Genomic DNA, 22,920 nt, shown 5'->3' on the forward strand with positions numbered 1-22,920 from the left:
AGAAATGAATATATTTCCGTAGGAAGATAACAATCTATTTACAGCATAGTTTGATCTTGACCTACAGTTTGCGCCATAAACTGTAGTAAAATTACGGCCGCTGCGATCAATTCCCTAAGTCCCCGCCAATGAGGGCTTAGGTAATTGATCGAAATTACATTTCAGGTTTTAACATACGAGGGACAGCATATGTCTGCTAAGAAGCCATTGGCTTTGGTTATCCTAGATGGCTGGGGTTACCGCCAAGACAACGCCAACAACGCTATTGCTAACGCCAACACGCCAGTTATCGACGGCCTGATGGCAAACGAAGCAAATACCCTGATCTCAGCATCAGGTATGGATGTTGGCCTGCCTGACGGCCAGATGGGTAACTCTGAAGTAGGTCACACCAACATCGGTGCCGGCCGCATCGTTTACCAAGATCTAACCCGCATCACCAAATCAATTGCTGACGGCGACTTCTTCGAAAACCCTGCGATGACAGGCGCTATCGACAAAGCCGTTAACGCAGGCAAAGCTGTACACATCATGGGCCTGATGTCTCCGGGCGGTGTTCACAGCCACGAAGACCACATCGCAGCCGCTGTTGAAATGGCAGCCAAGCGCGGTGCTGAGAAGATCTACCTACACTGCTTCCTTGACGGCCGTGATACGCCACCTCGCAGCGCACAGGCATCACTTGAGCGTTTCGACGCCCTGTTTGCTGAGCTAGGCAAAGGCCGCGTTGCTTCTCTAGTGGGTCGTTACTACGCGATGGACCGTGACAACAACTGGGATCGCGTTGAAGTTGCCTACAACCTACTGACAGCAGCCAACGCTGAGTTCAACGCGGCATCTGCCGTGGAAGGCCTACAAGCGGCTTACGCCCGTGACGAGAACGACGAGTTCGTTAAAGCGACTGAAATCCGTGCCGAAGGTCAGGACGTTGCGGCAATGGAAGATGGCGACGCGGTTATCTTCATGAACTACCGTGCTGACCGTGCACGCCAAATCACCCGCGCCTTCGAAGTTGACTTCGCTGGTTTTGAGCGTGCCCAGTTCCCGGCACTTGCGGATGTCGTGATGCTGACCCAGTACGCCGCTGACATCAACCTGCCTATCGCTTTCCCACCAGCAGACCTGGTTAACACTCTAGGTGAGTGGCTATCGAAGAAAGGCAAGAAGCAGCTACGTATCTCCGAAACTGAGAAGTACGCGCACGTGACCTTCTTCTTCAACGGCGGCGTAGAGAACGAGTTTGACGGCGAAGAGCGCCAGCTAGTGGCTTCGCCGAAAGTCGCGACTTACGATCTGCAGCCTGAAATGAGCGCACCAGAGCTGACTGACAAACTGGTTGCGGCCATCAAGAGCGGTGAGTTCGATACCATTATCTGTAACTACCCTAACCTGGATATGGTTGGCCACACCGGCGTTTACGACGCTGCCGTGCAAGCAACCGAAGCGGTTGACGGCTGCCTGGGTCGCGTGGTGGAAGCTATCCGTGAAATGGACGGCCAGCTGCTGATCACTGCCGACCACGGTAACGCAGAAATGATGGTTAACCCGGAAACCGGTGGTATCCACACGGCGCACACCAGCCTACCTGTACCGCTAGTGTACGTAGGTGACAAAGCGCTGACGCTGAAAGAAGGCGGTAAGCTGTCTGATCTAGCGCCAACTATGCTGGCCCTAACAGATATGGAAATCCCTGCAGAGATGACTGGTCAGGTGCTGTTTGATCTGAAATAATCTCCCCCATGCGGGAAGTTATCAAACACCTACACCATAGTCTTCGCGCCAGTGCATTTTGCACTGGCGCTTTTCTATGCCTGCTCTTTGGCTCCAGTGCCTTGGCCGATGAAGGCCAGCTCAAAGGGGTCAAGCAGGAAATATCACGCCAGCAAAACCAGGTCGCCACCAACCGCAAAAAGGTTGACCAGATCCAGAAAAGCCTGCGCCAGCAGGAAGTCGGTATTGCCGAAACCGCCAAGGCGATCCACCAAGCCGAACAACGCTCAGGCGAATTAGAAACATCTATCCGCTCGCTGAGACAACAACTCGAGCAGCTGCGCCAGCAGCAACTCGGCCAGCAAGAGCTGCTCAAGGAATTACTCAACGCCCACTACAAGCAAGGCAAGCAGAGTCAATTGGCCCTGATGCTCAGCGGTGAAGACAGCAGCCAACTCGACCGCTTTACCGTCTATGCCGAGCGCCTCAGCCAGGCCCGCAGCCATGCGCTTGATGAACTGGCAGCAACCACTACCGAATTGCAGCTCAAGCAACACCAGTTGGCTGAGCAACAAAAAGAGCAACAGGCATTGCTGGCCAAGCTCACGAAACAAAAGCGCAAGCTGGAATCCGAGCGCAGCCAACGGCAGAAAACCGTAAACAACCTGCGCAGCCAGCTGACCACCGATAACCAGTATCTGGCCGAACTGAAAGAAAACGAGCAGCGGCTGATCAAGGAAATCGAAAAGGCCCGGGCAGCGGCAGAAGCGGCTCGCCGGGTGCCGATGGATGGTTTGGCCAAACAAAAAGGCAAACTGCCGTGGCCGGTCAAAGGTCAGATCCTGCATAGCTATGGCACCAGCCAGCAAGGCGAACTGCACTGGAAAGGCATGGTCATTGCCCAATCAGCCGGCAGCCCAGTCAAAGCCATTTATCCTGGCAAGGTGGTATTTGCCGATTGGCTACGAGGTTACGGTTTGGTGCTGGCTGTCGACCACGGCAAGGGCGACATGAGCTTTTACGGCTACAACCAGACCTTGCTCAAGAAGGTCGGTGATACGGTACAGGCCAACGAGAATATTGCCCTGATCGGCGACAGTGGCGGTCAGGCACAGTCGTCCCTGTACTTTGAAATCCGCCGCAAGGGTTCGCCGACCAACCCGCGAGCCTGGCTGACAAGATAACAGGCCGTTTGCTGACACCACAGACAAATACTTTCCGCTGCAACCGATAAGCAAGGAATCGCTTTTGGCAAAGAGTCGTGTATTGAGGAAGTGGGCCCTTGCCCTCGTATTCGCCAGTCTTGGCGCACCCAGCGGGGCCTTTGCGGCCAAATTGGCCATTGTGATCGACGACCTTGGCTACCAGCCCATGCCCGAGGCCCTCTCGGCCCTGCCGGCACAGATCAGCGTCTCCATCCTGCCCGACACCCCCTATGACCAAGCGACCAGCCAATTGGCCCACCGACAGCGACGCGATGTGCTGCTCCATATGCCGATGGAACCCCTGCACCGTGCCCCGCTGGAAATGGCTACCCTGACCCGCCAGATGGATCAGCAAACCTTCCAGCGCACACTCCGCAGTGGGCTGGCGCGGGTACCGGATGCCATTGCCGTCAACAACCACATGGGCAGCGCTCTGACCCAAAACCCACAGGCGATGGGCTGGGTGATGGAAGTGTTGTCCGAGCAAGGGCTGTTCTTCCTCGACAGCCGCACCACCGCCAAGTCAGTCGCCCTCAAGCAGGCCGAGCGACAGAATGTTCCCGCCCTGCGCCGCCATGTTTTTCTCGACCACCTCAGTACCGAAAAATTCATCAGCCAGCAGCTCTCAAGAGCCATCCGCCAGGCCAAGACAAACGGCTATGCCATCGCTATCGGCCATCCTTACCCGGTCACCCTTGATGTCTTGGGCCAGGCACTCCCGCAGCTCGAAGCGCAAGGGATCCAGCTGGTCCGGCTATCGGAGCTATCCCCGTCCTACTGATTAGGCCTCTTTCTCGATCTGCGCCCGGTAATGCGCCTTTAACTGCAGGACTTGTGCCTTGCCTTCGGCGGTGGTCAGCGGCCTGACGATACCGAGAATATGCAGCACCCCCTGGTAGAGTACCGCTTTGGTGATCTTGGCTCCCGGGGCCTGGGTGGTCTGGTAGGAGATCCAGCTCGAGGCAACCAGCTTCAAGGTCGTCGCCAGGTTCTCAAGCTCTTCTTCTTCGATATCCAGCAACCCACCGCTACGGAAGCTGGCCATCATCGCCATGATGTCCTTGTGCAGCCCTTCCTGTGCCGCCAGGTATTTTTGCTGCAGCTCCGGATCACGCTGCAAGATATCAGGCAGGTTGGCATAGAAGAAACGGTAGCGCCACATCAGCATGAATACCGAATCCAGGTATACCAACAGATCGTCGGCCGTTATTTGCTGATGCTCAAGGGGTTGGAAGTGAATACTGAGATCATGCGCGTATTGATCGAAAATACTGTGTATAATCTCTTCCTTATTGCGGAAATGATAATACAGGTTACCGGGGCTAATCCCTAGATGGGCAGCAATATGGTTAGTGGTAATATTCGGCTCACCGCTTTCGTTGAAAAGCTCCAGTGCAGCCAGGATGATTTTGTCACGGGTTTTCATTTGCTTCTCACTTCTCTGCCCAAAAAAATTGGCAATCTGCTAATACTATCATAAACCTATTCTATAACAGCGGGTCTAACCCTTGTTATCCACCCACTGACTGGAAGAGCCATGATTATAGTAACTGGTGGTGCCGGGATGATCGGCAGCAATCTTGTAAAAGCGCTCAACGCGCAGGGCCGCAACGATATTTTAGTGGTCGACAACCTCAAAGACGGCACCAAATTTGCCAATCTGGTCGATCTGGATATTGCCGATTACATGGACAAGGAAGACTTCATCACCCAAATCATGGCGGGCGACGACTTCGGACCGATCGATGCGGTATTTCACCAGGGGGCCTGCTCGTCGACCACCGAGTGGGACGGCAAGTACATGATGCTCAACAACTACGAGTATTCCAAAGAGCTGCTGCATTACTGCCTCGAGCGTGCCATTCCGTTCCTGTACGCCTCCTCTGCCGCTACCTACGGCGGCCGCGACCACGACTTCATCGAAGCGCGCGAGTACGAAGGGGCACTCAATGTCTACGGCTATTCCAAGCAGCTGTTCGACAACTATGTCCGCCGTCTGTGGCAAGATGCCGAGGAGCACGGCGAAACCCTGTCGCAAGTTACCGGGTTCCGCTACTTCAATGTCTACGGCCCGCGCGAGCAGCACAAAGGCAGCATGGCCTCGGTGGCGTTCCACCTCAACAACCAGATCAACCAGGGCGACAATCCGAAACTGTTCGAAGGCTCGGACAACCTCAAGCGTGATTTTGTGTTTGTCGGCGATGTCTGCAAGGTCAACCTGTGGTTCTGGCAAAACGGTGTGTCCGGTATCTTCAACTGCGGGACCGGCAAGGCCGAGCCGTTCAGCGAAGTCGCCAAGGCGGTGATCAAACACCACGGTAAAGGCCAGGTTGAAGAGGTTCCTTTCCCGGACCACCTCAAAGGCCGCTACCAGGCCTTTACCCAAGCCGATCTGACCCAATTGCGTGCCGCAGGTTACACCGACACATTCAAGTCCGTCGCCGAAGGCGTGGCCGAATACATGGCAACCATCAACCCAACACCGAAACACTAGATGAAAGACCATTACGATAAACAAGCCTACAACCCGGAATTCAGCTGGGCCTTTCTCCACCCTAAATACTGGGGGACCTGGCTGGCTGTTGCTTTTGCCGCCCTGCTGTGCCTGCTGCCGCACCGTACCCGCCGTGCCATGGCCAGCCTGTTCGCCAAACGCGCCGTGAAGTTCAACAGCAAGGCCAACCGCCGTGCCCGGGTCAACCTGAAAATGTGCTTCCCCGATAAAAGCGACGCCGAGCGCGAGGCCATGCTGCTGGAGAACTACATCACCGCCGGCAGTTTCCTGATGGGCTTTGCCGCCCTCAGTGTCCGCAATCGCCAGTGGCTGGAAGACAACACCATCGTCCGGGGTGAAGAACACCTGACAGCGCTGAAGGAAAATGGCGACAGTGCCATCTTGCTGGTGCCACACACCTGGGCCATTGATATTCCAGCGGTTTTGCTCGCATCGCGCGGCCTGCCGGTATCGGCGATGGCGAAAAAGCAGAAAAATGAGGTGTCAGACTGGTTAATGCATAAACAGCGTGTACAATACGGCGGCCGTGTTTATGAGCGCAGTGGCGGGATCAAGCCCTTTATCAAGTCCATCCGCGAGGGCTACTTGGGTTACTATTTGCCGGATGAAGACCTGGGGGCCGAGCACAGTGTGTTCGTCGATTTCTTTGCCACCACCAAGGCCACCATTGCCGGGCTGGGCCGCCTGGCGAAACTGAGCCGCGCCAAGATCGTACCCTTGTACTCGATCTACAACAGCGAGACCGGCAAGTACGAGATAGACATCTATCCCCCGCTCTCTCCGTTCCCGCTGGACACCGAGGAGCAAGACGCCCGTTTGATGAACCAGTGTATCGAGCAGTACGTGACCGAGCGCCCTGAGCAGTACATGTGGATTTTACGTTTGTTGAAGACCCGGCCGGAAGGCGGGGAAAATCCTTACAAGATAAGAAAATGAGCACTAAATTAAAACTCAATTGGTTTGATACAATCCTGTATCTGCCTTTAATCAGTTTGTTCACAGCCGCTTTTGTTATCCCAGGTTGGGACAAGAAAGTAGTGATCCTTTTCTCCGTATCTATAATCGCTATTATCTGTAAATATGGGCTTAATACGATTAAAGAAAACTATAAAGATCCCTATGTGGTGATCTTAATCATTAGTGCTATTTATGGCTCAGCTCTATATGAAACAATTGGGTACGGGTCTGGAGAGATCAGAACTCTTATTGTTGTATCACTTTTCTTGCTTACATTCCCTAAAGAGAGAATTAACTTACAAGGTCTACCTTTATTATTGCTGCTCGGAGCAATAATATCTTGTATTTATACACTATATATCAGTGTATACCTTGATATACCAAGAAGTAAGCAACCAATAAATGCAATTCCACTTGCAGTTACACTTTGCTTATTTGCTATAGTCAGCCTTTATTTATTCTTTGAAACTAAAATGAAAGTGCTTCTTTGTGCTTTCTTTATATTTTCAGTCACCATTCTTATAACAGAAACAAGAGGTGCTATTCTTCCATTATCTATCACAAGTGGATTACTTCTGCTGGTGAAAATAAAGGAAAGCAACCAATTCAAAAAGTTAATTACAACCTCTTTACTTGGTTTCATATTTACACTAACTCTATCTTATGGCTTTGTAGAGGCAAGGGTAAATAAAACGGTTTCTGAAATACAATCAATTAATAAGGGTGACTACAACACCTCAATTGGGCTAAGACTACAAATGTGGCAGGCTAGCCCTGATTTAATCAGTATCAGCCCTGTTTTTGGACTTGGTGACGGACATAAACAAGCACTAAAAAATCTTTATAATGATGGTAAGATTAGATACTCTCTCGCCAAATTTTCACCAGGACACTACCACAACCAGTTTATAGATAAAGCCGTCAAAAGTGGCGTAATTGGGCTTACATTATTTTTATTAATTATCTATTTCCCTGCATATCAATGCAGTAAAGCTAGCCAAGATCACAAGCGTTATAATAAATTACTTGTTTATTTACTTACGCTTGCTTTTACTATTGCTTGTATTACAGATACCCCATTCAGCCAAACGTTCACGTTGTATCCTTTGCTTTTGCTTAACTTTTTTATTCCGAGAGCTAAGTTTAAATAATTAAAGGGCCCTATTCATAGGGCCTTTTATCAATCTAATTGGCTATACTGCTTCGCCACATTTTGTGGAAGAAACTGTTCATTAATAGTAGACATGTATTTATCAGAGCTAACTATTAAATCATCAATTTTTTTTGAAAATAACTCTTGGTTATCTAACTCACATAATGAGTTGGAGTTTTTTCCTAATATTTCAGTTATTCCTCCGGGGCAGTTTGTCGAAATAACGGGAACTTGCAATGCCAAGGCCTCCAGAATCACGGTTGGCAGACCTTCATAATCAGAGGTTAGAACCAATCCTTTAGCATTCTTAAGGTAAGGGTATGGGTTAGACTTAAAGCCAATAATCTCAACCCGTTGCTCTAACCCATAATTAGATATGGATTTTTCTACTTCTGCCCTCAAACTACCCTCACCTAGTAGTAAGAGTTTAATATTGTCATCTTGAACTTGGCTAAATATCTTAATTAACCGATCATGGCGTTTTGCGCGGTTGAACCTTCCAATATGTATGAGATATTCACTGTTAATCTCAACATGCTCTCCCTTTGAGAGTGAACAGATCTCTTCAATATCAACAGGGTTATAAATAACTCGAGACTGAAATTTGCTTCGAAAACTTATAAAGTAGTTTTGTTCAGCGGCTTTAGAAACAAAAATCAAAGGATGGTTTTTATATATTCCATTTATTTTGCTGGTAATTTTAAATCGCCCCACCCCCTTTTTATTAGCAAGAAAAGCACTTGTATATGAGCTATGCATAACGTGATAGACATTCAGCTTGCTTTGAGACATGATCTTATCGGCAAGCAGCATATTTGACAAAACTAAAGCGTCTTCACCAATGTTATTTATCACGAATTCATCAATAGCCTTAGCGACATTCTTCTTGTAGAAAAGTCTGCGCCAGCCTTTCTTTGACACATTGCAGATATCACTGGCAAAATGGACCCGAAAGCCGGTAATATCATGTTCAACGGCTTTCTCTATCGCAAGAATATGGCACTCATAGTTTTCGTACTTCTCAAGAGCTTTATATAAATTGAGAACAAACTTCTCAGCGCCGCCCCCTCTCAGGGCCGAGACAACCAGTACCGCTTTTCTTTTCATAGAATATAATTTAACCTTTTCTCAAGCTCGGTGCGATCTGCTCTCCAACTATCAAACACTTCTGCCATAGTTTCTGCTTCATTTTCACTGATAAGCGTTTTGCGTGTACAGTATTTTTCAAATCCCATACCTGCACTGGAGTAAATGGACAAGATATCCAACTTTTTATCCGCACCGAAGATCAGCAATTCAAGCGGGATTTTTCCCTGAAGAAAAGTACACTCAGGAAAAGCCCTCTGATAACGCTCTATCGACTCACGAGGATGGAGTTTACATATAAAGCGCCGTTGATGTTTATTGAGTTGTTCAATCAATGCGCTATACACCTCCAAGTCAAAGTTGGAAGCTGTTAATTTTCCTACTGATATTGGCTGAGTCGCAACAATAGCATCGACAGTCAAATCTAAGCCTTCGGTAACCTTAAACAGCGGATAGACATACTCGATTACATTATTCGCATTAATAAAGTCAATATTGTGGACTTTATCTGAAATTTCCCTTGGCGCCTTATCTGAGTTTAAGAGCCAAATACGAAGGCAACGACTGCTGTCACCGATATATCTAAGAGTATTTTTGTTACCACTGAAAATTTTCTTTAATTTATCAAACTTACTCAGCGGAACCCCATAATAATTGGACAGGCCATCCTCAATAACTGAGTATTGATTAACCGAAAGTTTTAATAATCGGGAAAGCCTATTTCTATCATTAAAAAGAAAGAGCTGAAGACCCGATATATCCTGCAATCCCAAGATCTGCTGCAAAACTTTCTTTCGGGTGTAAGATTGTAAACGAGAAGTCGGCTTAACCCCTGCTACCGCGGCTAATTTCAAGAGGGATCCACTCAAACCACAATATGCACGGGACAGTATTTGCTTACGGTTGACAAACTGAATATCAATATTTTTTGGCAGTGCTTCAATATCAAAGTCCACCTCAAGTAAATTTTGCTGATCTTTTATCAACAAAATTGTCGCTGCTACTTGAGGTTCATCTAAAGATTTTAGCACTGCCAACATTAAATGCCGGATGGTAGAGCAAAGATACAAATTCATGCCATTAACTCATATTTAACACGACTATAAGTTCTATAGCCAACATGGTAACCAACAAAACTTTAATAAAAAACTCAAGTATTTCTCTAACTATTCATGATTCTATTGAAGAGTTCTAGGTGCTTTTTCACCGTAACCTTAGAGCTAAATTCCTTTTGTAAACGAACTGTAGCCGCTTCTCCCATATCTCTACAGATCTGTTTATCCGCTGCCATTTTGTTGATAGCCGCGGCAAGTGCTGATGCGTCATTTGTAGGAACAATATAACCAGTAGAACCATCTTCAACCAGCTCAGGAGAACCGCCAGTTGTCGTTACTACAGACGCCGTTCCGTTCGCCATTGCTTCAATAATAGTTCTAGGCAACCCTTCTCCACTGATCGACGGCTGGACCTGAATATCCGCCATCGCCATCAGTGAAGGCACATCTTTTCGATGACCAATATAGTGAATGCGATCAGCCATCGGGCTATCTTTCATTTCTTGGAAATGAGGTTCAAAACCATGACCCGCTAGCACGAGATGAAAATTCTTGCTTTCAATCTCATGGGTAGCCTTTAGCAAAACAGAAATCCCTTTGCTCGGGCGTACATGAGCCGCACACATTGCCACAATGTCCTCTTCGCCAAGGCCCAGAGATGCCCGATCCGTCGGCGCAACATCGTACCAATGCAATTCATGTCCTTTGTAAATGGTGACGACATTTTGCGGATTCTTCCATACCCGTTTAACGACATCTTTACGTACCGCCTCTGACACACAAACGATCGCATCGACACGAGGATGGAGCTGGGTTAAGTATGCAGAAGGGTCATGACGGTACAAACCACCAGTTGTACCTCGATACACTACCAATTTGACAGGAAACCCAATACAAGCAAAAGCTGCATTTGGGATAGTTTTAGAGTTAAAGGCATAGCAAATATCGTAGCTGCCCTCAGTTAACTCCTGGCGGATACGCTTTATGGTCTGGAGACAAATTTTACGCTTTGGATAGCAATCTATCACTTTTACGCCATTTTCTTGCAATTTAGTAACATGCTCTGACTCCCCCTGTGTCATCACTGTTACTTCATGTCCCTGTCTGACCATTTCAATAAAGATCTCAGCCTCAGGCCGAATACTATTCCATGCATGCAGGTAAGATGCACATACTAGAACTTTCATTTACGCAATGCCTCAAAAACGATTAAAAATAAGCTTCCCAGCTTGAACCGACTTATTCCTGATACTGTTCTTCCTGCTCCAGCAACCACAGGCCAACATACTTATTGAAATTCACCTGGGCATAGGTCATGGCTACGATAAATCCAACACTGCCATCCAAGAAGCCACGGCGGATCACGTAGATGAGGAAGAAGGTCCAGATGGCACGCAACAGCGCCAAGAACAGACCATGGGACTTTTTGCCTTTACGATGATATTTCTGCGAGCCAAGCCAAGCATATTTAGCCGCCTTGTCTAGACCATGTCCGTAATCACGGTGGGTATAGTGCAACAGCAGGCCTTTCATCACTCCCTTGCTACCCGGCGCGGGAACGACCGTCTCGTGCACCTCATCAAGGGTAAACTTCGCCCCCTCGCGCTTAAACAAACGCAACACCGAGCGGGCACTGCGGCCGTACTTGAGGGTCTTGCCGTACAGGGTTACCCCCCACGGCAGGCGATAAGCGGTATGCTCGATGACATCTTGCTCCAGCATGGCAACCAACGCCTGCTTCATCTCGTCATCAAGCGCCTCATCGGCATCAATGGATAGCACCCAGTCACAGCTGGCCTTGTCCAACGCACGTTGCTTCTGCTTGCCAAATCCAGGCCAGTCGGTCACGGTGACATTATCGGTATAGCGATGGCAGATCTCGACCGTCTCATCGGTCGAACCGCTATCCAGTACAATGATCTCGTCCGCGATCGTGGCGACAGAACGCAGGCAACCCTCAATTCTATCGGCTTCATTTTTGGTGATCACAATCACTGACAGTGAGTGCTTTCTCATACGATGACCTTCTATTCCTCAGTGCGCTGCAATATGACAGCGCAGATCCTATAGTTTCCAGTAGCCCAGCTTCTTGCGCATTTTAAATTGACGCAGCAGGTTCAGCGGCTTGGGTTTTAACCCAGCCCGACCATCTTCCACCAGCAGGTTGGTCGCAGCCAGCACCCGCTGGCTAGATTGTCCATCCGTGTAAGGATGGATGGTCTGGCAGTATTGTTCGATTTCTGCCATCAATTCCGCCGGGCGCAGCAAGGCTTGTTCCAGAGCCGCTTCTACTTGCTCCACCTCGGTCACGTTGAGCAGGTGGCTTGCCGGCGCCTGGTTGCGAAATGTCACCACCGGTTTGCGCTGAAGCAGAAACATCAGCAGCACCGATGACGTGTCACACAGCATCACATCGGCCGCCTGCAGCAGCGGCAGCACATTGTCCGTCTCGACAAACTGCAGGTGCTCGCTTTGCAACTGCTTGTACTGCTCGACTATCACCGGATCCATTTTCGGGTGGAACTGGATAAGCCAACGCCATTTCCCGGTCGCCGCCAGCGCCTTGATTTTATCGTAAAGGATCGGCGCACAGGTCAGGTTGCGGGAAAACGTCGAGCACATCAGCACTGTCGGGCGCTCGTCGCGCGGAGCCAGGTAAGGGTTATCAGCCGCTGGCGAAAATAGCGGATCCAAAGCCGGCCATCCCGTCTGGGCGATGCGGAAAAAACCGTGCTCGGCTGCCAGCAGCTCAAAGCGCTCCGTGGTGTCGGGCCCCTGAGTGCAGTAGAGATCAAAACAGCCGCGGATCTCAAAATGGTCCTCGCGGCCGCGGCGGTTAAGCTTGCCAGCATTGAAACCATGGAAAACCCCTACCTTGATCCCCGGGATGAAGCTAGGCACGACATTACCGGGGACAAAAACCGCATCCGGCCGCCATTGTTTTACCGCCGCGACCGAGGTCAGCAAGGTTTCATCCGGCTTGATATAGCCTGGGTCGGCTTCATTACCCTCGACGAACCAGCGAACTTCGCCGCCCTGCTCACGGATTGCCGCTTGCAGCGGGCGCAGCATGGCATAAGAATAGTTCTGGGCAACATACATCAAATAGCGTTTGCACGGCTGGCTCACGGCTCCACCCTCGGCGTCAATTTACAAAAATTACTGTGCATTCTATCGCAATCATAAGCAGTGTTGGGAAATTTCCCTGCCTGTTATCGACACAAGATAGCGTTATAATGAGCCGATAACCCAAAACCCTAACCTATTGTATGTTTATCCGAGCCCTGTACACCTTGCTGCTGGCCGCCTTATCCCCGCTGCTGCTCTTCGGCCTCTACCGCCGCCTCCCCAACAAACCGGCTTTCGGGTCGCGCTGGAAAGAGCATTTCGGTGTTACCCCACCGCTTGCAGACTTACCAAAAGCCCAGCCGATCTGGATCCATGCGGTATCTGTTGGCGAGTCGATTGCCGCGATTCCTGTGATCAAAGCCATCAAAGCAAAAAACCCAGAACAAACAATAGTGGTCACTACGACTACCAGTACCGGGGCGGAGCAAGTCAGCAAACTGGGCGAGTTGGTCGTGCACCGCTACATGCCGATAGACTTTGCCTGGTGCGTACGGGGGTTCCTCAAGGCTACCAACCCTTCAGCCATGCTGATCATGGAAACCGAGCTCTGGCCCAACACCCTAGCTACCGTCCATCGGGCTGGCATACCTGTCATTGTGATGAATGCGCGCCTGTCAGCGCGCTCTGCCCAGCGGTATGCCAAATTCCAACCGGTTTTCAATATGATTTCCGCCAACCTCAACCACCTTTTGTGTCTTCATCAGGATGATGCCGAGCGCTTTGTCCGCTTGGGCGTAGCTAAAGACAGACTCAGTGTCACCGGTTCGGTCAAATTCGATATCCAGATAGAGCCTACGCTCCTCGAGCAATCCCAGCAGCTTCGCCAGCAGTTGGGTGAAACGCGACCGGTATGGATTGCCGCCAGTACCCACAAGGGGGAGGACGAGCAAATCCTCGCGGCCTTTAAGGCGGTGAAAAAGCAGCACCCTGACTGCCTGCTGATCCTAGTGCCACGCCACCCGGAGCGCTTCGATAGCGTTGCCGAGTTATGCCTCGCGCAGCAGCTGACCTGCGTTCGCCGTACAACAGGGGTCGCCGTCGACGGCGCAACCGATGTCTACCTCGCCGATACCATGGGGGAAATGCTGCTACTGATGGGCGCGGCAGATGTTACCGTGATGGGCGGCAGCTTGATTGGCGACAAGGTCGGCGGCCACAATATGCTCGAGCCCGCCGCCCTGGCCAAGCCGGTACTAACCGGCCCAAGCTACTACAACTTTACCGATATCACCCTGCAGCTCGAAGGTGCCGGCGCGCTTGAGGTTTGTAGCAGCGCCGAGCAGATTGGCCTACGCCTTGTCGCCCTGCTCGGCGATCCCGCGCTGTGCCGGCATATGGGCCAGGCGGCCATTGAGGTGGTGCGACAAAACCAAGGGGCAGTGGCCAAAACACTGGCCGTTGTCGACCAGCTGCTGGCGCCTAAAAACTAAGGCCCCTCGCTTCAGTTGGCCTGATAGCCGTCCAGTAGCCACTGCCAGCATTGCGGCTCAAAATGGATCCCCCGCTTGCCCTGCTCTTTGACAAACGAGCGGTGCAGGCGGGACAGGTTACCCTCTTTCCAGTCCTGCCCGTCTTTTTCAAAGCACTTGTCAAAATCGATCAGCCAGACCTGCCCCTTGCTATCTAGCAAAATATTGTGGCTATTGAGATCGGTATGGCACACCTGGAGCTCGTGCATCTTTCTTATCATTGCCCCGATTGCGCGCCAGCTTTGCTCTGGCAAGGCGCCTTTTTCCAGCACAGCAACCAAATCCTTCGCCTCCGGGACTTTTTCAACCAGCAGATCAGCCCGGTAGGTCAGGCCGTGTTTGATCGCCCGGGCAGCTACCGGGCGCGGTACCCTCACCCCGCCACGGGCCAGCTTATCCAGCAGCCGGAACTCCTCGGCCGAGCGGGTCTTCTCCCAGCCGGCAAACCAGTAAACATCCTCTACCAGCTTGCCGAACAGCCCGCCGCGGCGATAGTGGCGCAATGCCATCTCGAGATGGGCTCCTTTGACAAACCAGGTCGTCCCCCGGCCCTGGGCCGAACCAACAACCAAGTTGTGCTGCTGCCAAAAAGCCGGGTCGAAGCATTGGTGTGGGTCTTCCGCCAATAATTCAGGGGCAAACCAGATCCGCTGGTTACGGCTAGCTATTTCTTGCACGCTTTATCTCCAAGCTTGTGGGACAGAGTATTTTACAATCACTTACCTGAACTGCATAATTTCATCTCTGATTGATTAACAGGATTTTGTCATGGCGTTATTTACCACCCCGCCACGCTCGATTTGTATTCTCCGGCTCTCTGCCATCGGTGATGTCTGCCATGCCATCTCTGTTGTGCAGGCTATCCAGGCCCATTGGCCGTCAACCGAGATCACCTGGGTTGCCGGGAAAATCGAAGCCCAGCTGATCGGCGATCTACCCGGCATCAAGGTTGTGGTATTTGACAAAAAAGCCGGCTGGGCCGGGATGAAAGCTGTATGGCAGGCGCTCAAGGGCCAGAAATTTGATGCCCTGCTCCATATGCAGGCCGCCCTGCGCGCCAGTGCCCTGTCGCTTGGGATCAAAGCGAAGTATCGTATCGGCTTTGGCAAAAACCGCACCAAAGAAGGCCAGTGGCTGTTTACCAACCGCCATTTGCCTAACACAGAAAGCTTCCATGTGCTGGATAACTTCGCCGACTTCGCCCGCTATCTCGGCGTCCCTTTCGAGGCCCCGCAGTGGAATATCCCGCTGAGCGACGATGACAAAGCTTTCGCCGCGCAGCAGATCAGCGGCAAGCCAACCCTCATCATTTCACCGGCCGCGAGCAAAGATGAGCGAAACTGGCTGACTGAGCGCTATGCCCAGCTTGCCGACTATGCCTCAGGGAAAGGCATGCAGGTCATATTGTGTGGCTCGCCTGCTCCGCGAGAAGTCGCGTTGGGCGAGGCGATCAGCCAGCACTGCCAGCATGCCCCGGTCAATCTGATCGGCAAAACCAGCCTCAAGCAGCTGACGGCCCTACTGGGTGCCGCCGATGTCGTCGTGGCCCCCGATACCGGCCCGGCCCACCTGGCAACGACCCAAGGGACCCCGGTGATCGGCCTCTATGCCCACAGCAATCCGCAACGCACCGGTCCTTACAATAGCCTGGCCTATGTCGCCAGTGCCTATGAACAACATGCCGAGCAGCAGCACGGCAAGCCGGTGGCCGAGCTGCCTTGGGGCACCCGGGTCAAAGGCGATACCCTGATGCAGGACATCCAGCTGGACGATGTCACCGCCATTTTGGACCAACTTATTTCTTAATTTTTGATTTTTACTGACTGGTATTCATTATGACAACCCGCGTTATCTACCCTGGCACGTTTGATCCGATCACCAACGGCCATCTCGACCTGATCGAGCGGGCAGCCGCCATGTTTGACCACGTGGTAGTCGGCATAGCCTACAGCCCGAGCAAGAAGCCTTTGTTTGATCTCAATGAACGAGTGGAGCTGGCCCAGAAAATCACCCAGCACCTGCCAAATGTCGAGATTGTCGGCTTTTCCGGCCTGTTGGTCGATTTTGCCAAAGAGTACCAAGCCAACGTGTTGGTCCGCGGCCTGCGCGCGGTCTCGGATTTCGAGTACGAATTCCAGCTGGCCAACATGAATCGCCGCCTGATGCCCGAGCTGGAGACGGTGTTCCTGACCCCGGCCGAAGAAAACTCCTTCATCTCGTCGACTATCGTCAAGGAAGTTGCCCTGCATAAAGGGGATGTCAGCCAGTTTGTCGACCCAGTGATCTGCGACGCGCTGATGAAAAAGCTCGGCAATAAGAAATAACACCGATGGGCAAATACAAAGAAGGAGGCAACCGCCTCCTTCTTTTTAGTCATTATTCAGGCTGCGCCCAAGGCTGCAGTGCCCCTCAGCGCTGGTAGTACTCACGGTACCAGTCAACAAATGCCTTCACGCCTTCCTTCACCTTCACTGCCGGCTTGTAGCCCGTTGCGTCGAACAAATCAGTTGTGTCTGCATAGGTCGCATAGACATCACCTGGCTGCATCGGCATGAAGTTCTTCTTCGCCTCAATACCCAGAGCCTCTTCCAGCGCCTCGATGAAATCCATCAGCTTGACCGGGCTGCCATGGCCGATATTATAAACCCGGTAAGGTGCCGAGCTGGTCGCTGGCGTACCGGCTTCTACGGTCCAGTCCTGGGTCTTTTCAGGGATCACATCCTGAATACGGATGATCCCCTCGACAATATCATCGATGTAGGTGAAATCACGGCGCATATCGCCGTTGTTGTACACATCGATTTCACGCCCCTCGATAATCGCATTGGTGAACTTGAACAGCGCCATATCCGGGCGTCCCCAAGGACCATAGACAGTAAAGAAGCGCAGGCCGGTGGTCGGCACGCCGTACAGGTGCGAATAGGTATGCGCCATCAACTCGTTCGACTTCTTGGTCGCGGCATACAGGGAAATCGGGTGGTCGACACTGTCGGCAGTATCAAACGGCATTTTCTGGTTGAGGCCATAGACCGAACTGGACGAGGCATACACCAAGTGCTCAATCTTATGGTGACGGCAGCCTTCTAGAATAGTCAGGTGTCCCACCAGATTGCTGTCGGCATACGCCATCGGGTTGTCGATCGAGTAACGCACACCAGCCTGGGCAGCTAGGTGGATCACCCGGTCGAATTGCTGCTCGGCAAACAGGTTGGCGATCCCGTCCCGATCTGCCAGATCCATGGTAATGAAAGTGAAGTGCGGGTGGGTGATCCGGGCCAGCCGGGCGTCTTTTAGCGACACCTCGTAGTAGTCATTGAGATTATCAATCCCGACCACCTCGTGCCCCATGGCACACAACCGCTCCACCACGGCACTTCCGATAAAGCCGGCTGCGCCGGTAACCAAATACTTCTTCATCTGCATAGACCTTAAAAAATGTACTCGCTATCCCAAATTTAGGATAACGATGCGTAAAAAAAATCATAGCATCCAAACGCAGGTGACGGTAGCAGACCAAGGCAAAAGGCACATCAATAAAACTGACAAGGCGGTTAAGCCCGCCTTAACCACGCCCCTCGGGCCTCGGCAGAAATGCGACCCGGCTAGGTCTGGCAAGCACTGCAATATACCGTGGACCGCTGGCCAATTTTCACTTCGCTCAGAGGCTTGTCACACCGCGGGCACGGCTCCCCCCCCTTGCCATACACCTGCAGCTCCTGGGCAAAATATCCCGGTTTGCCGTCCGCATTCTTGAAATCTTTCAAGGTGGTACCGCCCTGCTCGATGGCAAAGGCCAGCACCGACTTAATTTCGTCAACCAGCAATGCAAGACGCTGGGCGGAGATTTTGCCGACCTCCCGCTTGGGGTGAATCCCGGCGGCAAACAGCGACTCATTGGCATAAATATTACCGACGCCGACCACCACGTGGTTATCCATGATGAACTGTTTCACAGCGGTACGTTTACCCTTGGCCTTCTCTTGCAGGTACGCTGCGGTAAACCCCTCACTCAGTGGCTCCGGGCCGAGTTTCGCCAAGACGGGATGCTCACCCTGATCCGGCTGCCACAGCCAGGCCCCAAAGCGACGGGGGTCGTTGTAACGCAGAACTTCGCCACTGGACAGGCACAAGTCGACATGGTCATGTTTTTCCGGCGGGATACCCGTCGGCAATACCCGCAAGCTGCCCGACATCCCGAGGTGGATGATGGCATAGCCCGCGTCTGTCTCAAGCATCAAGTATTTGGCCCGGCGACTCACCCGGCGGATCACCTGCCCTTCGATGTGGCGGATCTCTTCGGGCACCGGCCAACGCAACTTAGGGTTACGGACCACAATCTCGGTCACGGTCTGGTTGGTCACATGGGGGGCGATACCCATCCGGCTGACTTCGACTTCAGGTAATTCAGGCATGACTTTCTCTGCTATTGGTAGAGTTATGGGATCACTATAACACCGGCGGAAACAGATAGGTCTCTTCCACCGAAACTGCCAGCCACTCCCCCCGCCAGTTTTGCAAGAGCCAAAATTGCGGCTGCTGATAGACGGTCACCCTGATCGGCTCTTCCCGGCCCGCCAGCCAAATCTCGACACTGTTAGGCGGCGGCAGGGTTGGCTTGAGCTTCCCCACCATCTCATCGCTGACCGCGGTTCCTCCCAGCGCCTGCCAGTGGCTGATCAGCAAATCGGCCGGCAGCGCCACCCGCGGGCTGGCCAGCCAACCCAACGCCTGCTGATGAACACTGGTATGGGGTAAGTGCAACTGCTCTATGGTCGAGTCGGAAGGCAATAGCATCGTCATTTCCACCGGCGTTTGGGGCGAATGCTCGTGGCCAAGGCGCTGCTTGACGAGATCCGGAAGCTGTACCACTGCAATAAAGCACACCACCGCGATAATAATGACATTGTTCCAGCCACGACGGGACAGCCTCATCACGCTACTCCATGAAAGTTAGGGATACCTCAACTATACCGCCCGGGCCTTGAGATTGCAGTTTTTTAGGATAGGCGGGAGCACAGTCGTAAATTGCGGGTATAAAAAAACCCAGTTAAAAAACTGGGTTTTTATCAAAAAAGCGAAAAACCAATTACTTGATTTTTGCTTCTTTGTACATAACGTGCTTGCGAACTACAGGATCAAATTTTTTGATCTCGAATTTGCCTGGCATGTTACGCTTGTTTTTGTCGGTAGTGTAGAAGTGGCCTGTACCAGCAGATGATACTAGACGGATCTTCTCACGAATGCCTTTAGCCATTGTTCAAATCCTCTTAAACGTTCTCGCCGCGAGCACGCATATCAGTAAGAACGGCGTCGATACCTTTCTTATCAATGATACGCATACCTTTCGCAGAAAGGCGTAGTTTAACGAAGCGTTTTTCGCTTTCTACCCAGAAACGATGAGTTTGCAGGTTCGGCAGAAAACGACGCTTGGTGGCATTACGTGCGTGTGAACGGTTGTTACCCGTTACAGGACGCTTACCAGTTACTTGGCATACTCGGGACATTACTGTCTTCTCCAAATCGTTTCAGCTCGATATCTACCGTGGCTATTTCAATGCGGAAAATGAATTCTCACATACAACCACAGCTATCAAAGGTCGCGCATTATACTAAGTCAAAACCAGTTGCTCAAGTCCCGAGCAGTCCTTTCTCAACTTTTTAAGCAAAAAATGACTATTTTATAGCCATCCTCGCTCTGCAAAAGAAGTGATGTCTCCGTCACCGACAACAAAGTGATCCAGAACCCGAATATCCACCAATGCCAGTGCATCACTGATTCGGCGGGTAATTCGGCGATCTGCCTGACTTGGCTCTGCCACGCCTGACGGGTGATTATGCGCTAAAATGAGCGCGGCTGCATTAAGTTCTAGCGATCTTTTTACAACTTCCCGTGGATAAACGCTCGCAGCATCGATTGTTCCTTCGAAAAGCACCTCGCCACAGAGCACCCTGTGCTGGTTATCGAGAAACAGAACATAAAACGCTTCGCGGTGACGATCACGTAGCACATGGCTAAGATAACGTCTTGTATGGGAGGGACTTGTCAGCGCATCTTCCTTTTTGAGCGTCTCTGTCAGATGGCGCAGGTTCATTTCCAGCACGGCCTGAAGCTGGGCATATTTAGCCGGGCCCAACCCTTTGTATTGACAAAACGTGGCCCTATCTGCGGCCAGCAACGCCCGCAGCGAACCAAACTGGTCCAGCAGCTCGGTGGCCAGCTCTATCGCATTCATCCCGGCAATGCCGGTACGCAAGAAAATGGCCAGCAGCTCGGCATCGGATAACGCACCCGGACCACGCTCCAACAGTTTTTCCCTCGGCCGAGACTGCACCGGTAATAGCTTAAGTGTCATATATTCCTCCTGCAACCAAACTAGGCCGGCCCCAATCAACTTGGCAAGGTGGCCTGCTCGTTCTCCTACCACTGGCACAAAAAAGCCCCAGCCAGGCCGTTACATCCCACACAAAAATGCCGACCGGCTCGCATCCCTGCTCCCTTGCCTTCTCACCCCAGCAGCCCCTACCAAACTTGATCCCAAGCAAGGAAGCGGGCTTTTTTTGGTGACAAGCAATTTTTGGTGGTAAGGTGTGGCGCATTAACATTCCGGATATCGAGAGCAGGCAATAAGATGCAAACTTTGGCAGGAAAAAAAATTCTCCTTGGGATCAGCGGCGGCATCGCGGCGTACAAATGTGCAGAACTCACCCGCAGACTGATTGAGCGCGGCGCACAAGTGCAAGTGGTCATGACCAAGGCCGCCAAGGAGTTCATCACCCCGCTGACCATGCAAGCGGTATCCGGCAGACCGGTCTCCGACAGCTTGCTAGACCCAGCAGCAGAAGCCTCAATGGGACACATTGAGCTGGCCAAGTGGGCCGACTTGGTTCTGCTGGCACCAGCGACCGCCGACCTGATCGCCCGGATGGCCGCAGGCATGGGCAATGACCTTCTCACCACCCTGTGCCTGGCAACCGACGCCCCGGTTGCCGTTGCACCAGCGATGAACCAGCAGATGTACCGCCATGTGGCGACCCAGGAAAACATTGCTACCCTTGCCCGCCGCGGTTGCCATATCTGGGGCCCGGCCAGCGGTGAGCAGGCCTGTGGCGATGTCGGCCCGGGCCGGATGCTCGAGCCGATGCAGTTGGTTCACCAGGCAGAAGACTTCTTCAAGCCCGCCGATCTAGATGGCCTTAAGCTAACCATTACCGCGGGGCCAACCCGCGAGGCAATAGATCCGGTCCGTTACCTGACCAACCACAGCTCCGGGAAAATGGGCTACGCCATCGCGGAAGCCGCAGCCAAGCGCGGTGCGACCGTCACTCTTATCAGCGGCCCGACCAATTTGGCGACGCCTCCGGGCGTTACCCGCCTCGATATTTGCAGCGCCGAGCAGATGCACCAAGCCGCGCTGGATCATGCACCAGCCAGTGATATTTTCATCGGCTGTGCCGCCGTGGCCGATTTCCGCCCGGCGGACATCGCCGCGCAGAAGATGAAAAAGAAAGACGGCGAGGATGACATGGTGATTCGACTGGTGAAAAACCCGGATATTATCGCCAGCGTTGCTGCACTAGAGGCCCAGCGCCCGTTTACCGTCGGCTTTGCCGCCGAGACCCAGGACGTCGAGCAATATGCGCGCGGCAAACTGGCCCGCAAGCACCTGGATCTGATCTGCGCCAACGATGTGTCAAACGAAGGCCAGGGCTTCAACAGCGACCAGAATGCCCTGCACCTCTATTGGCCAGCCGGTGACAAGTCGCTACCGCTAACCAGCAAGGCCGCGCTTGGGGCCCAACTGGTCGACGAAATTGTCACCCTCTTCAAGGCCGGGCAGCCAGATTAATCCCTGCCGCCGGTGCTGACGAATTAACCGAATAAGATCAAATATAAAGCCCAACACTTCAGGTTGGGCTTTTTTTGTCGATAAAGAGATCAGTATCGGCGGGCAATGCTTTTCACGGCAGAGTTACGCCGCTAAGATATGCGGGTTTCATCCTGTCCATTGACAGTTTTATTTTGAAAAGGAACGGTTATTCATGGCTGGCAACAAGAAAAACAACCGCCGCGAAGAAATTTTGCAAGCGCTGGCACAAATGCTGGAATCTGCCCAGGGCAGCCAACGTATTACTACCGCCAAGCTGGCAGCCCAGGTTGGTGTCTCAGAAGCCGCCCTCTACCGCCACTTCCCAAGCAAGGCGCGGATGTTCGAGGGGCTGATCGAATTTATCGAAGACGCTATCACCACCCGTATCAACCGCATCCTCGATGACGAAAAAGACACCCTGCAACGCCTGCGCATGGTGCTGCAGCTGATCCTCGGCTTTGCCGAACGCAACCCGGGCCTGACCCGCATCATGACCGGCCACGCACTGATGTTCGAGCAAGACCGTCTCCAGGCCCGTATCAACCAGCTGTTCGAGCGCATCGAAACCCAGCTGCGCCAAATCCTGCGCGAGCGCAAGCTGCGCGAGGGCAAAGGCTTCCCGGTAGACGAATCTATCCTGGCCGCCCAGCTACTCGGCCAGGTCGAAGGCAGTCTCAACCGCTTTGTCCGCTCGAACTTCAAGTACAAGCCGACTGCCAACTTCGACGACTACTGGCACCTGCTCAGTGCAGAGCTAGGGTAAACTAGGACAG

The 22,920-nt window shown here is 52.2% G+C and carries 24 protein-coding genes; 11 read left to right on the plus strand and 13 right to left on the minus strand.

The window, feature by feature from the left end:
* Positions 1-189: 189 nt before the first annotated feature.
* The 3 genes from gpmM (at position 190) to C9J03_RS04735 (ending at position 3,696) form a co-directional block, all read left to right on the plus strand.
* Positions 190-1,731, plus strand: a complete 1,542-nt coding sequence (gene gpmM / locus C9J03_RS04725) for a 2,3-bisphosphoglycerate-independent phosphoglycerate mutase (protein WP_044622336.1) — start codon at positions 190-192, stop codon at positions 1,729-1,731.
* A gap of 8 nt (positions 1,732-1,739) precedes the next feature.
* Positions 1,740-2,894: a peptidoglycan DD-metalloendopeptidase family protein gene (locus C9J03_RS04730; protein WP_044622335.1), complete on the plus strand. Its 1,155-nt coding sequence runs from the start codon at positions 1,740-1,742 to the stop codon at positions 2,892-2,894.
* A 64-nt stretch (positions 2,895-2,958) separates the two neighbouring features.
* The gene (locus tag C9J03_RS04735) at positions 2,959-3,696 is read left to right on the plus strand and encodes a divergent polysaccharide deacetylase family protein (protein ID WP_044622334.1); all 738 of its coding nucleotides are present in this window, start codon (positions 2,959-2,961) and stop codon (positions 3,694-3,696) included.
* Here the strand turns inward: C9J03_RS04735 and C9J03_RS04740 are convergent, their stop codons facing one another.
* Positions 3,697-4,341 carry a TetR/AcrR family transcriptional regulator gene (locus tag C9J03_RS04740; protein WP_044622333.1) on the minus strand — a complete coding sequence of 215 codons (645 nt, stop codon included), beginning with the start codon at positions 4,339-4,341 and terminating at the stop codon, positions 3,697-3,699.
* A 111-nt stretch (positions 4,342-4,452) separates the two neighbouring features.
* Between C9J03_RS04740 and rfaD the strand changes: the two genes are divergently transcribed.
* Genes rfaD through C9J03_RS04755 form a run of 3 tightly spaced genes read left to right on the plus strand, consistent with a single transcriptional unit; the run spans position 4,453 to position 7,538 of the window.
* Positions 4,453-5,409 (plus strand): ADP-glyceromanno-heptose 6-epimerase, encoded by a 957-nt coding sequence (gene rfaD / locus C9J03_RS04745; protein WP_044622332.1) that lies wholly within the window; start codon positions 4,453-4,455, stop codon positions 5,407-5,409.
* Positions 5,410-6,366 carry a lauroyl-Kdo(2)-lipid IV(A) myristoyltransferase gene (gene lpxM / locus C9J03_RS04750; protein ID WP_044622331.1) on the plus strand — a complete coding sequence of 319 codons (957 nt, stop codon included), beginning with the start codon at positions 5,410-5,412 and terminating at the stop codon, positions 6,364-6,366. It abuts the gene before it with no gap.
* Entirely contained in the window at positions 6,363-7,538 is a 1,176-nt protein-coding gene (locus tag C9J03_RS04755) for an O-antigen ligase family protein (protein ID WP_044622330.1), read from the plus strand. Before lpxM ends, C9J03_RS04755 begins: the two co-directional genes overlap by 4 nt.
* 29 nt (positions 7,539-7,567) lie before the next feature.
* Here the strand turns inward: C9J03_RS04755 and C9J03_RS04760 are convergent, their stop codons facing one another.
* The 5 genes from C9J03_RS04760 to C9J03_RS04780 form a co-directional block, all read right to left on the minus strand.
* On the minus strand, positions 7,568-8,647 hold the full coding sequence (locus C9J03_RS04760; protein WP_044622329.1) for a glycosyltransferase: 1,080 nt from the start codon (positions 8,645-8,647) through the stop codon (positions 7,568-7,570).
* The gene (locus tag C9J03_RS04765; protein WP_044622328.1) at positions 8,644-9,702 is read right to left on the minus strand and encodes a glycosyltransferase family 52; all 1,059 of its coding nucleotides are present in this window, start codon (positions 9,700-9,702) and stop codon (positions 8,644-8,646) included. The genes C9J03_RS04760 and C9J03_RS04765 overlap by 4 nt, the downstream gene beginning before the upstream one ends.
* Positions 9,703-9,788: 86 nt before the next feature.
* Positions 9,789-10,868 (minus strand): glycosyltransferase family 4 protein, encoded by a 1,080-nt coding sequence (locus C9J03_RS04770; protein ID WP_044622327.1) that lies wholly within the window; start codon positions 10,866-10,868, stop codon positions 9,789-9,791.
* 52 nt (positions 10,869-10,920) lie between these two features.
* Complete coding sequence (locus tag C9J03_RS04775; protein ID WP_044622326.1) at positions 10,921-11,697, minus strand: glycosyltransferase family 2 protein; 777 nt, start codon at positions 11,695-11,697, stop codon at positions 10,921-10,923.
* Positions 11,698-11,745: 48 nt separating this feature from the next.
* The gene (locus C9J03_RS04780; protein WP_231580700.1) at positions 11,746-12,810 is read right to left on the minus strand and encodes a CDP-glycerol glycerophosphotransferase family protein; all 1,065 of its coding nucleotides are present in this window, start codon (positions 12,808-12,810) and stop codon (positions 11,746-11,748) included.
* Positions 12,811-12,950: 140 nt separating this feature from the next.
* On the opposite strand from C9J03_RS04780, the gene waaA reads away from it, so the two are divergent.
* The gene (waaA, locus tag C9J03_RS04785) at positions 12,951-14,240 is read left to right on the plus strand and encodes a lipid IV(A) 3-deoxy-D-manno-octulosonic acid transferase (protein ID WP_044622324.1); all 1,290 of its coding nucleotides are present in this window, start codon (positions 12,951-12,953) and stop codon (positions 14,238-14,240) included.
* Between the two features lie 11 nt (positions 14,241-14,251).
* Here waaA and C9J03_RS04790 read toward each other — a convergent pair whose 3' ends face one another.
* Positions 14,252-14,956 (minus strand): 3-deoxy-D-manno-octulosonic acid kinase, encoded by a 705-nt coding sequence (locus C9J03_RS04790; protein ID WP_044622323.1) that lies wholly within the window; start codon positions 14,954-14,956, stop codon positions 14,252-14,254.
* Between the two features lie 91 nt (positions 14,957-15,047).
* Between C9J03_RS04790 and C9J03_RS04795 the strand changes: the two genes are divergently transcribed.
* Positions 15,048-16,085, plus strand: coding sequence for a glycosyltransferase family 9 protein (locus tag C9J03_RS04795; RefSeq protein ID WP_044622322.1), 1,038 nt, complete (start codon positions 15,048-15,050; stop codon positions 16,083-16,085).
* A gap of 29 nt (positions 16,086-16,114) precedes the next feature.
* Positions 16,115-16,603, plus strand: coding sequence for a pantetheine-phosphate adenylyltransferase (gene coaD / locus C9J03_RS04800; RefSeq protein WP_044622321.1), 489 nt, complete (start codon positions 16,115-16,117; stop codon positions 16,601-16,603).
* 85 nt (positions 16,604-16,688) lie between these two features.
* Here coaD and C9J03_RS04805 read toward each other — a convergent pair whose 3' ends face one another.
* From C9J03_RS04805 to radC, 6 genes are all read right to left on the minus strand, one after another.
* A complete protein-coding gene (locus tag C9J03_RS04805) occupies positions 16,689-17,696 on the minus strand; it encodes an NAD-dependent epimerase (RefSeq protein WP_044622320.1) in 1,008 nt (335 codons plus the stop codon).
* 185 nt (positions 17,697-17,881) lie between these two features.
* The gene (gene mutM, locus C9J03_RS04810) at positions 17,882-18,691 is read right to left on the minus strand and encodes a bifunctional DNA-formamidopyrimidine glycosylase/DNA-(apurinic or apyrimidinic site) lyase (protein ID WP_044622319.1); all 810 of its coding nucleotides are present in this window, start codon (positions 18,689-18,691) and stop codon (positions 17,882-17,884) included.
* Positions 18,692-18,725: 34 nt separating this feature from the next.
* Positions 18,726-19,211 (minus strand): hypothetical protein, encoded by a 486-nt coding sequence (locus C9J03_RS04815; protein ID WP_044622318.1) that lies wholly within the window; start codon positions 19,209-19,211, stop codon positions 18,726-18,728.
* Between the two features lie 154 nt (positions 19,212-19,365).
* Entirely contained in the window at positions 19,366-19,533 is a 168-nt protein-coding gene (rpmG, locus tag C9J03_RS04820; RefSeq protein ID WP_004405486.1) for a 50S ribosomal protein L33, read from the minus strand.
* Between the two features lie 13 nt (positions 19,534-19,546).
* Positions 19,547-19,783: a 50S ribosomal protein L28 gene (rpmB, locus tag C9J03_RS04825; RefSeq protein WP_036818767.1), complete on the minus strand. Its 237-nt coding sequence runs from the start codon at positions 19,781-19,783 to the stop codon at positions 19,547-19,549.
* A 174-nt stretch (positions 19,784-19,957) separates the two neighbouring features.
* On the minus strand, positions 19,958-20,632 hold the full coding sequence (radC, locus tag C9J03_RS04830) for a RadC family protein (RefSeq protein ID WP_044622317.1): 675 nt from the start codon (positions 20,630-20,632) through the stop codon (positions 19,958-19,960).
* Positions 20,633-20,908: 276 nt separating this feature from the next.
* Between radC and coaBC the strand changes: the two genes are divergently transcribed.
* Together coaBC and slmA are read left to right on the plus strand one after the other, a co-directional pair.
* The gene (gene coaBC, locus C9J03_RS04835) at positions 20,909-22,126 is read left to right on the plus strand and encodes a bifunctional phosphopantothenoylcysteine decarboxylase/phosphopantothenate--cysteine ligase CoaBC (protein ID WP_044622316.1); all 1,218 of its coding nucleotides are present in this window, start codon (positions 20,909-20,911) and stop codon (positions 22,124-22,126) included.
* 193 nt (positions 22,127-22,319) lie between these two features.
* Positions 22,320-22,910: a nucleoid occlusion factor SlmA gene (gene slmA / locus C9J03_RS04840; RefSeq protein ID WP_044622315.1), complete on the plus strand. Its 591-nt coding sequence runs from the start codon at positions 22,320-22,322 to the stop codon at positions 22,908-22,910.
* Positions 22,911-22,920 lie beyond the last annotated feature (10 nt).

The organism is Photobacterium gaetbulicola, assembly GCF_003025515.1.
Lineage (GTDB): Bacteria > Pseudomonadota > Gammaproteobacteria > Enterobacterales > Vibrionaceae > Photobacterium > Photobacterium gaetbulicola.

What these genes read in the sequence shown, in the direction of transcription:
- gpmM (WP_044622336.1), top strand. Translation starts at nt 190, where the DNA reads ATGTCTGCTAAGAAGCCATTGGCTTTGGTTATCCTAGATGGCTGGGGT.
- C9J03_RS04730 (WP_044622335.1), top strand. Translation starts at nt 1,740, where the DNA reads ATGCGGGAAGTTATCAAACACCTACACCATAGTCTTCGCGCCAGTGCA.
- C9J03_RS04740 (WP_044622333.1), bottom strand. Translation starts at nt 4,341, where the DNA reads ATGAAAACCCGTGACAAAATCATCCTGGCTGCACTGGAGCTTTTCAAC.
- rfaD (WP_044622332.1), top strand. Translation starts at nt 4,453, where the DNA reads ATGATTATAGTAACTGGTGGTGCCGGGATGATCGGCAGCAATCTTGTA.
- lpxM (WP_044622331.1), top strand. Translation starts at nt 5,410, where the DNA reads ATGAAAGACCATTACGATAAACAAGCCTACAACCCGGAATTCAGCTGG.
- C9J03_RS04755 (WP_044622330.1), top strand. Translation starts at nt 6,363, where the DNA reads ATGAGCACTAAATTAAAACTCAATTGGTTTGATACAATCCTGTATCTG.
- C9J03_RS04760 (WP_044622329.1), bottom strand. Translation starts at nt 8,647, where the DNA reads ATGAAAAGAAAAGCGGTACTGGTTGTCTCGGCCCTGAGAGGGGGCGGC.
- C9J03_RS04765 (WP_044622328.1), bottom strand. Translation starts at nt 9,702, where the DNA reads ATGAATTTGTATCTTTGCTCTACCATCCGGCATTTAATGTTGGCAGTG.
- C9J03_RS04770 (WP_044622327.1), bottom strand. Translation starts at nt 10,868, where the DNA reads ATGAAAGTTCTAGTATGTGCATCTTACCTGCATGCATGGAATAGTATT.
- C9J03_RS04775 (WP_044622326.1), bottom strand. Translation starts at nt 11,697, where the DNA reads ATGAGAAAGCACTCACTGTCAGTGATTGTGATCACCAAAAATGAAGCC.
- waaA (WP_044622324.1), top strand. Translation starts at nt 12,951, where the DNA reads ATGTTTATCCGAGCCCTGTACACCTTGCTGCTGGCCGCCTTATCCCCG.
- C9J03_RS04795 (WP_044622322.1), top strand. Translation starts at nt 15,048, where the DNA reads ATGGCGTTATTTACCACCCCGCCACGCTCGATTTGTATTCTCCGGCTC.
- coaD (WP_044622321.1), top strand. Translation starts at nt 16,115, where the DNA reads ATGACAACCCGCGTTATCTACCCTGGCACGTTTGATCCGATCACCAAC.
- C9J03_RS04805 (WP_044622320.1), bottom strand. Translation starts at nt 17,696, where the DNA reads ATGAAGAAGTATTTGGTTACCGGCGCAGCCGGCTTTATCGGAAGTGCC.
- mutM (WP_044622319.1), bottom strand. Translation starts at nt 18,691, where the DNA reads ATGCCTGAATTACCTGAAGTCGAAGTCAGCCGGATGGGTATCGCCCCC.
- C9J03_RS04815 (WP_044622318.1), bottom strand. Translation starts at nt 19,211, where the DNA reads ATGAGGCTGTCCCGTCGTGGCTGGAACAATGTCATTATTATCGCGGTG.
- rpmG (WP_004405486.1), bottom strand. Translation starts at nt 19,533, where the DNA reads ATGGCTAAAGGCATTCGTGAGAAGATCCGTCTAGTATCATCTGCTGGT.
- rpmB (WP_036818767.1), bottom strand. Translation starts at nt 19,783, where the DNA reads ATGTCCCGAGTATGCCAAGTAACTGGTAAGCGTCCTGTAACGGGTAAC.
- radC (WP_044622317.1), bottom strand. Translation starts at nt 20,632, where the DNA reads ATGACACTTAAGCTATTACCGGTGCAGTCTCGGCCGAGGGAAAAACTG.
- coaBC (WP_044622316.1), top strand. Translation starts at nt 20,909, where the DNA reads ATGCAAACTTTGGCAGGAAAAAAAATTCTCCTTGGGATCAGCGGCGGC.
- slmA (WP_044622315.1), top strand. Translation starts at nt 22,320, where the DNA reads ATGGCTGGCAACAAGAAAAACAACCGCCGCGAAGAAATTTTGCAAGCG.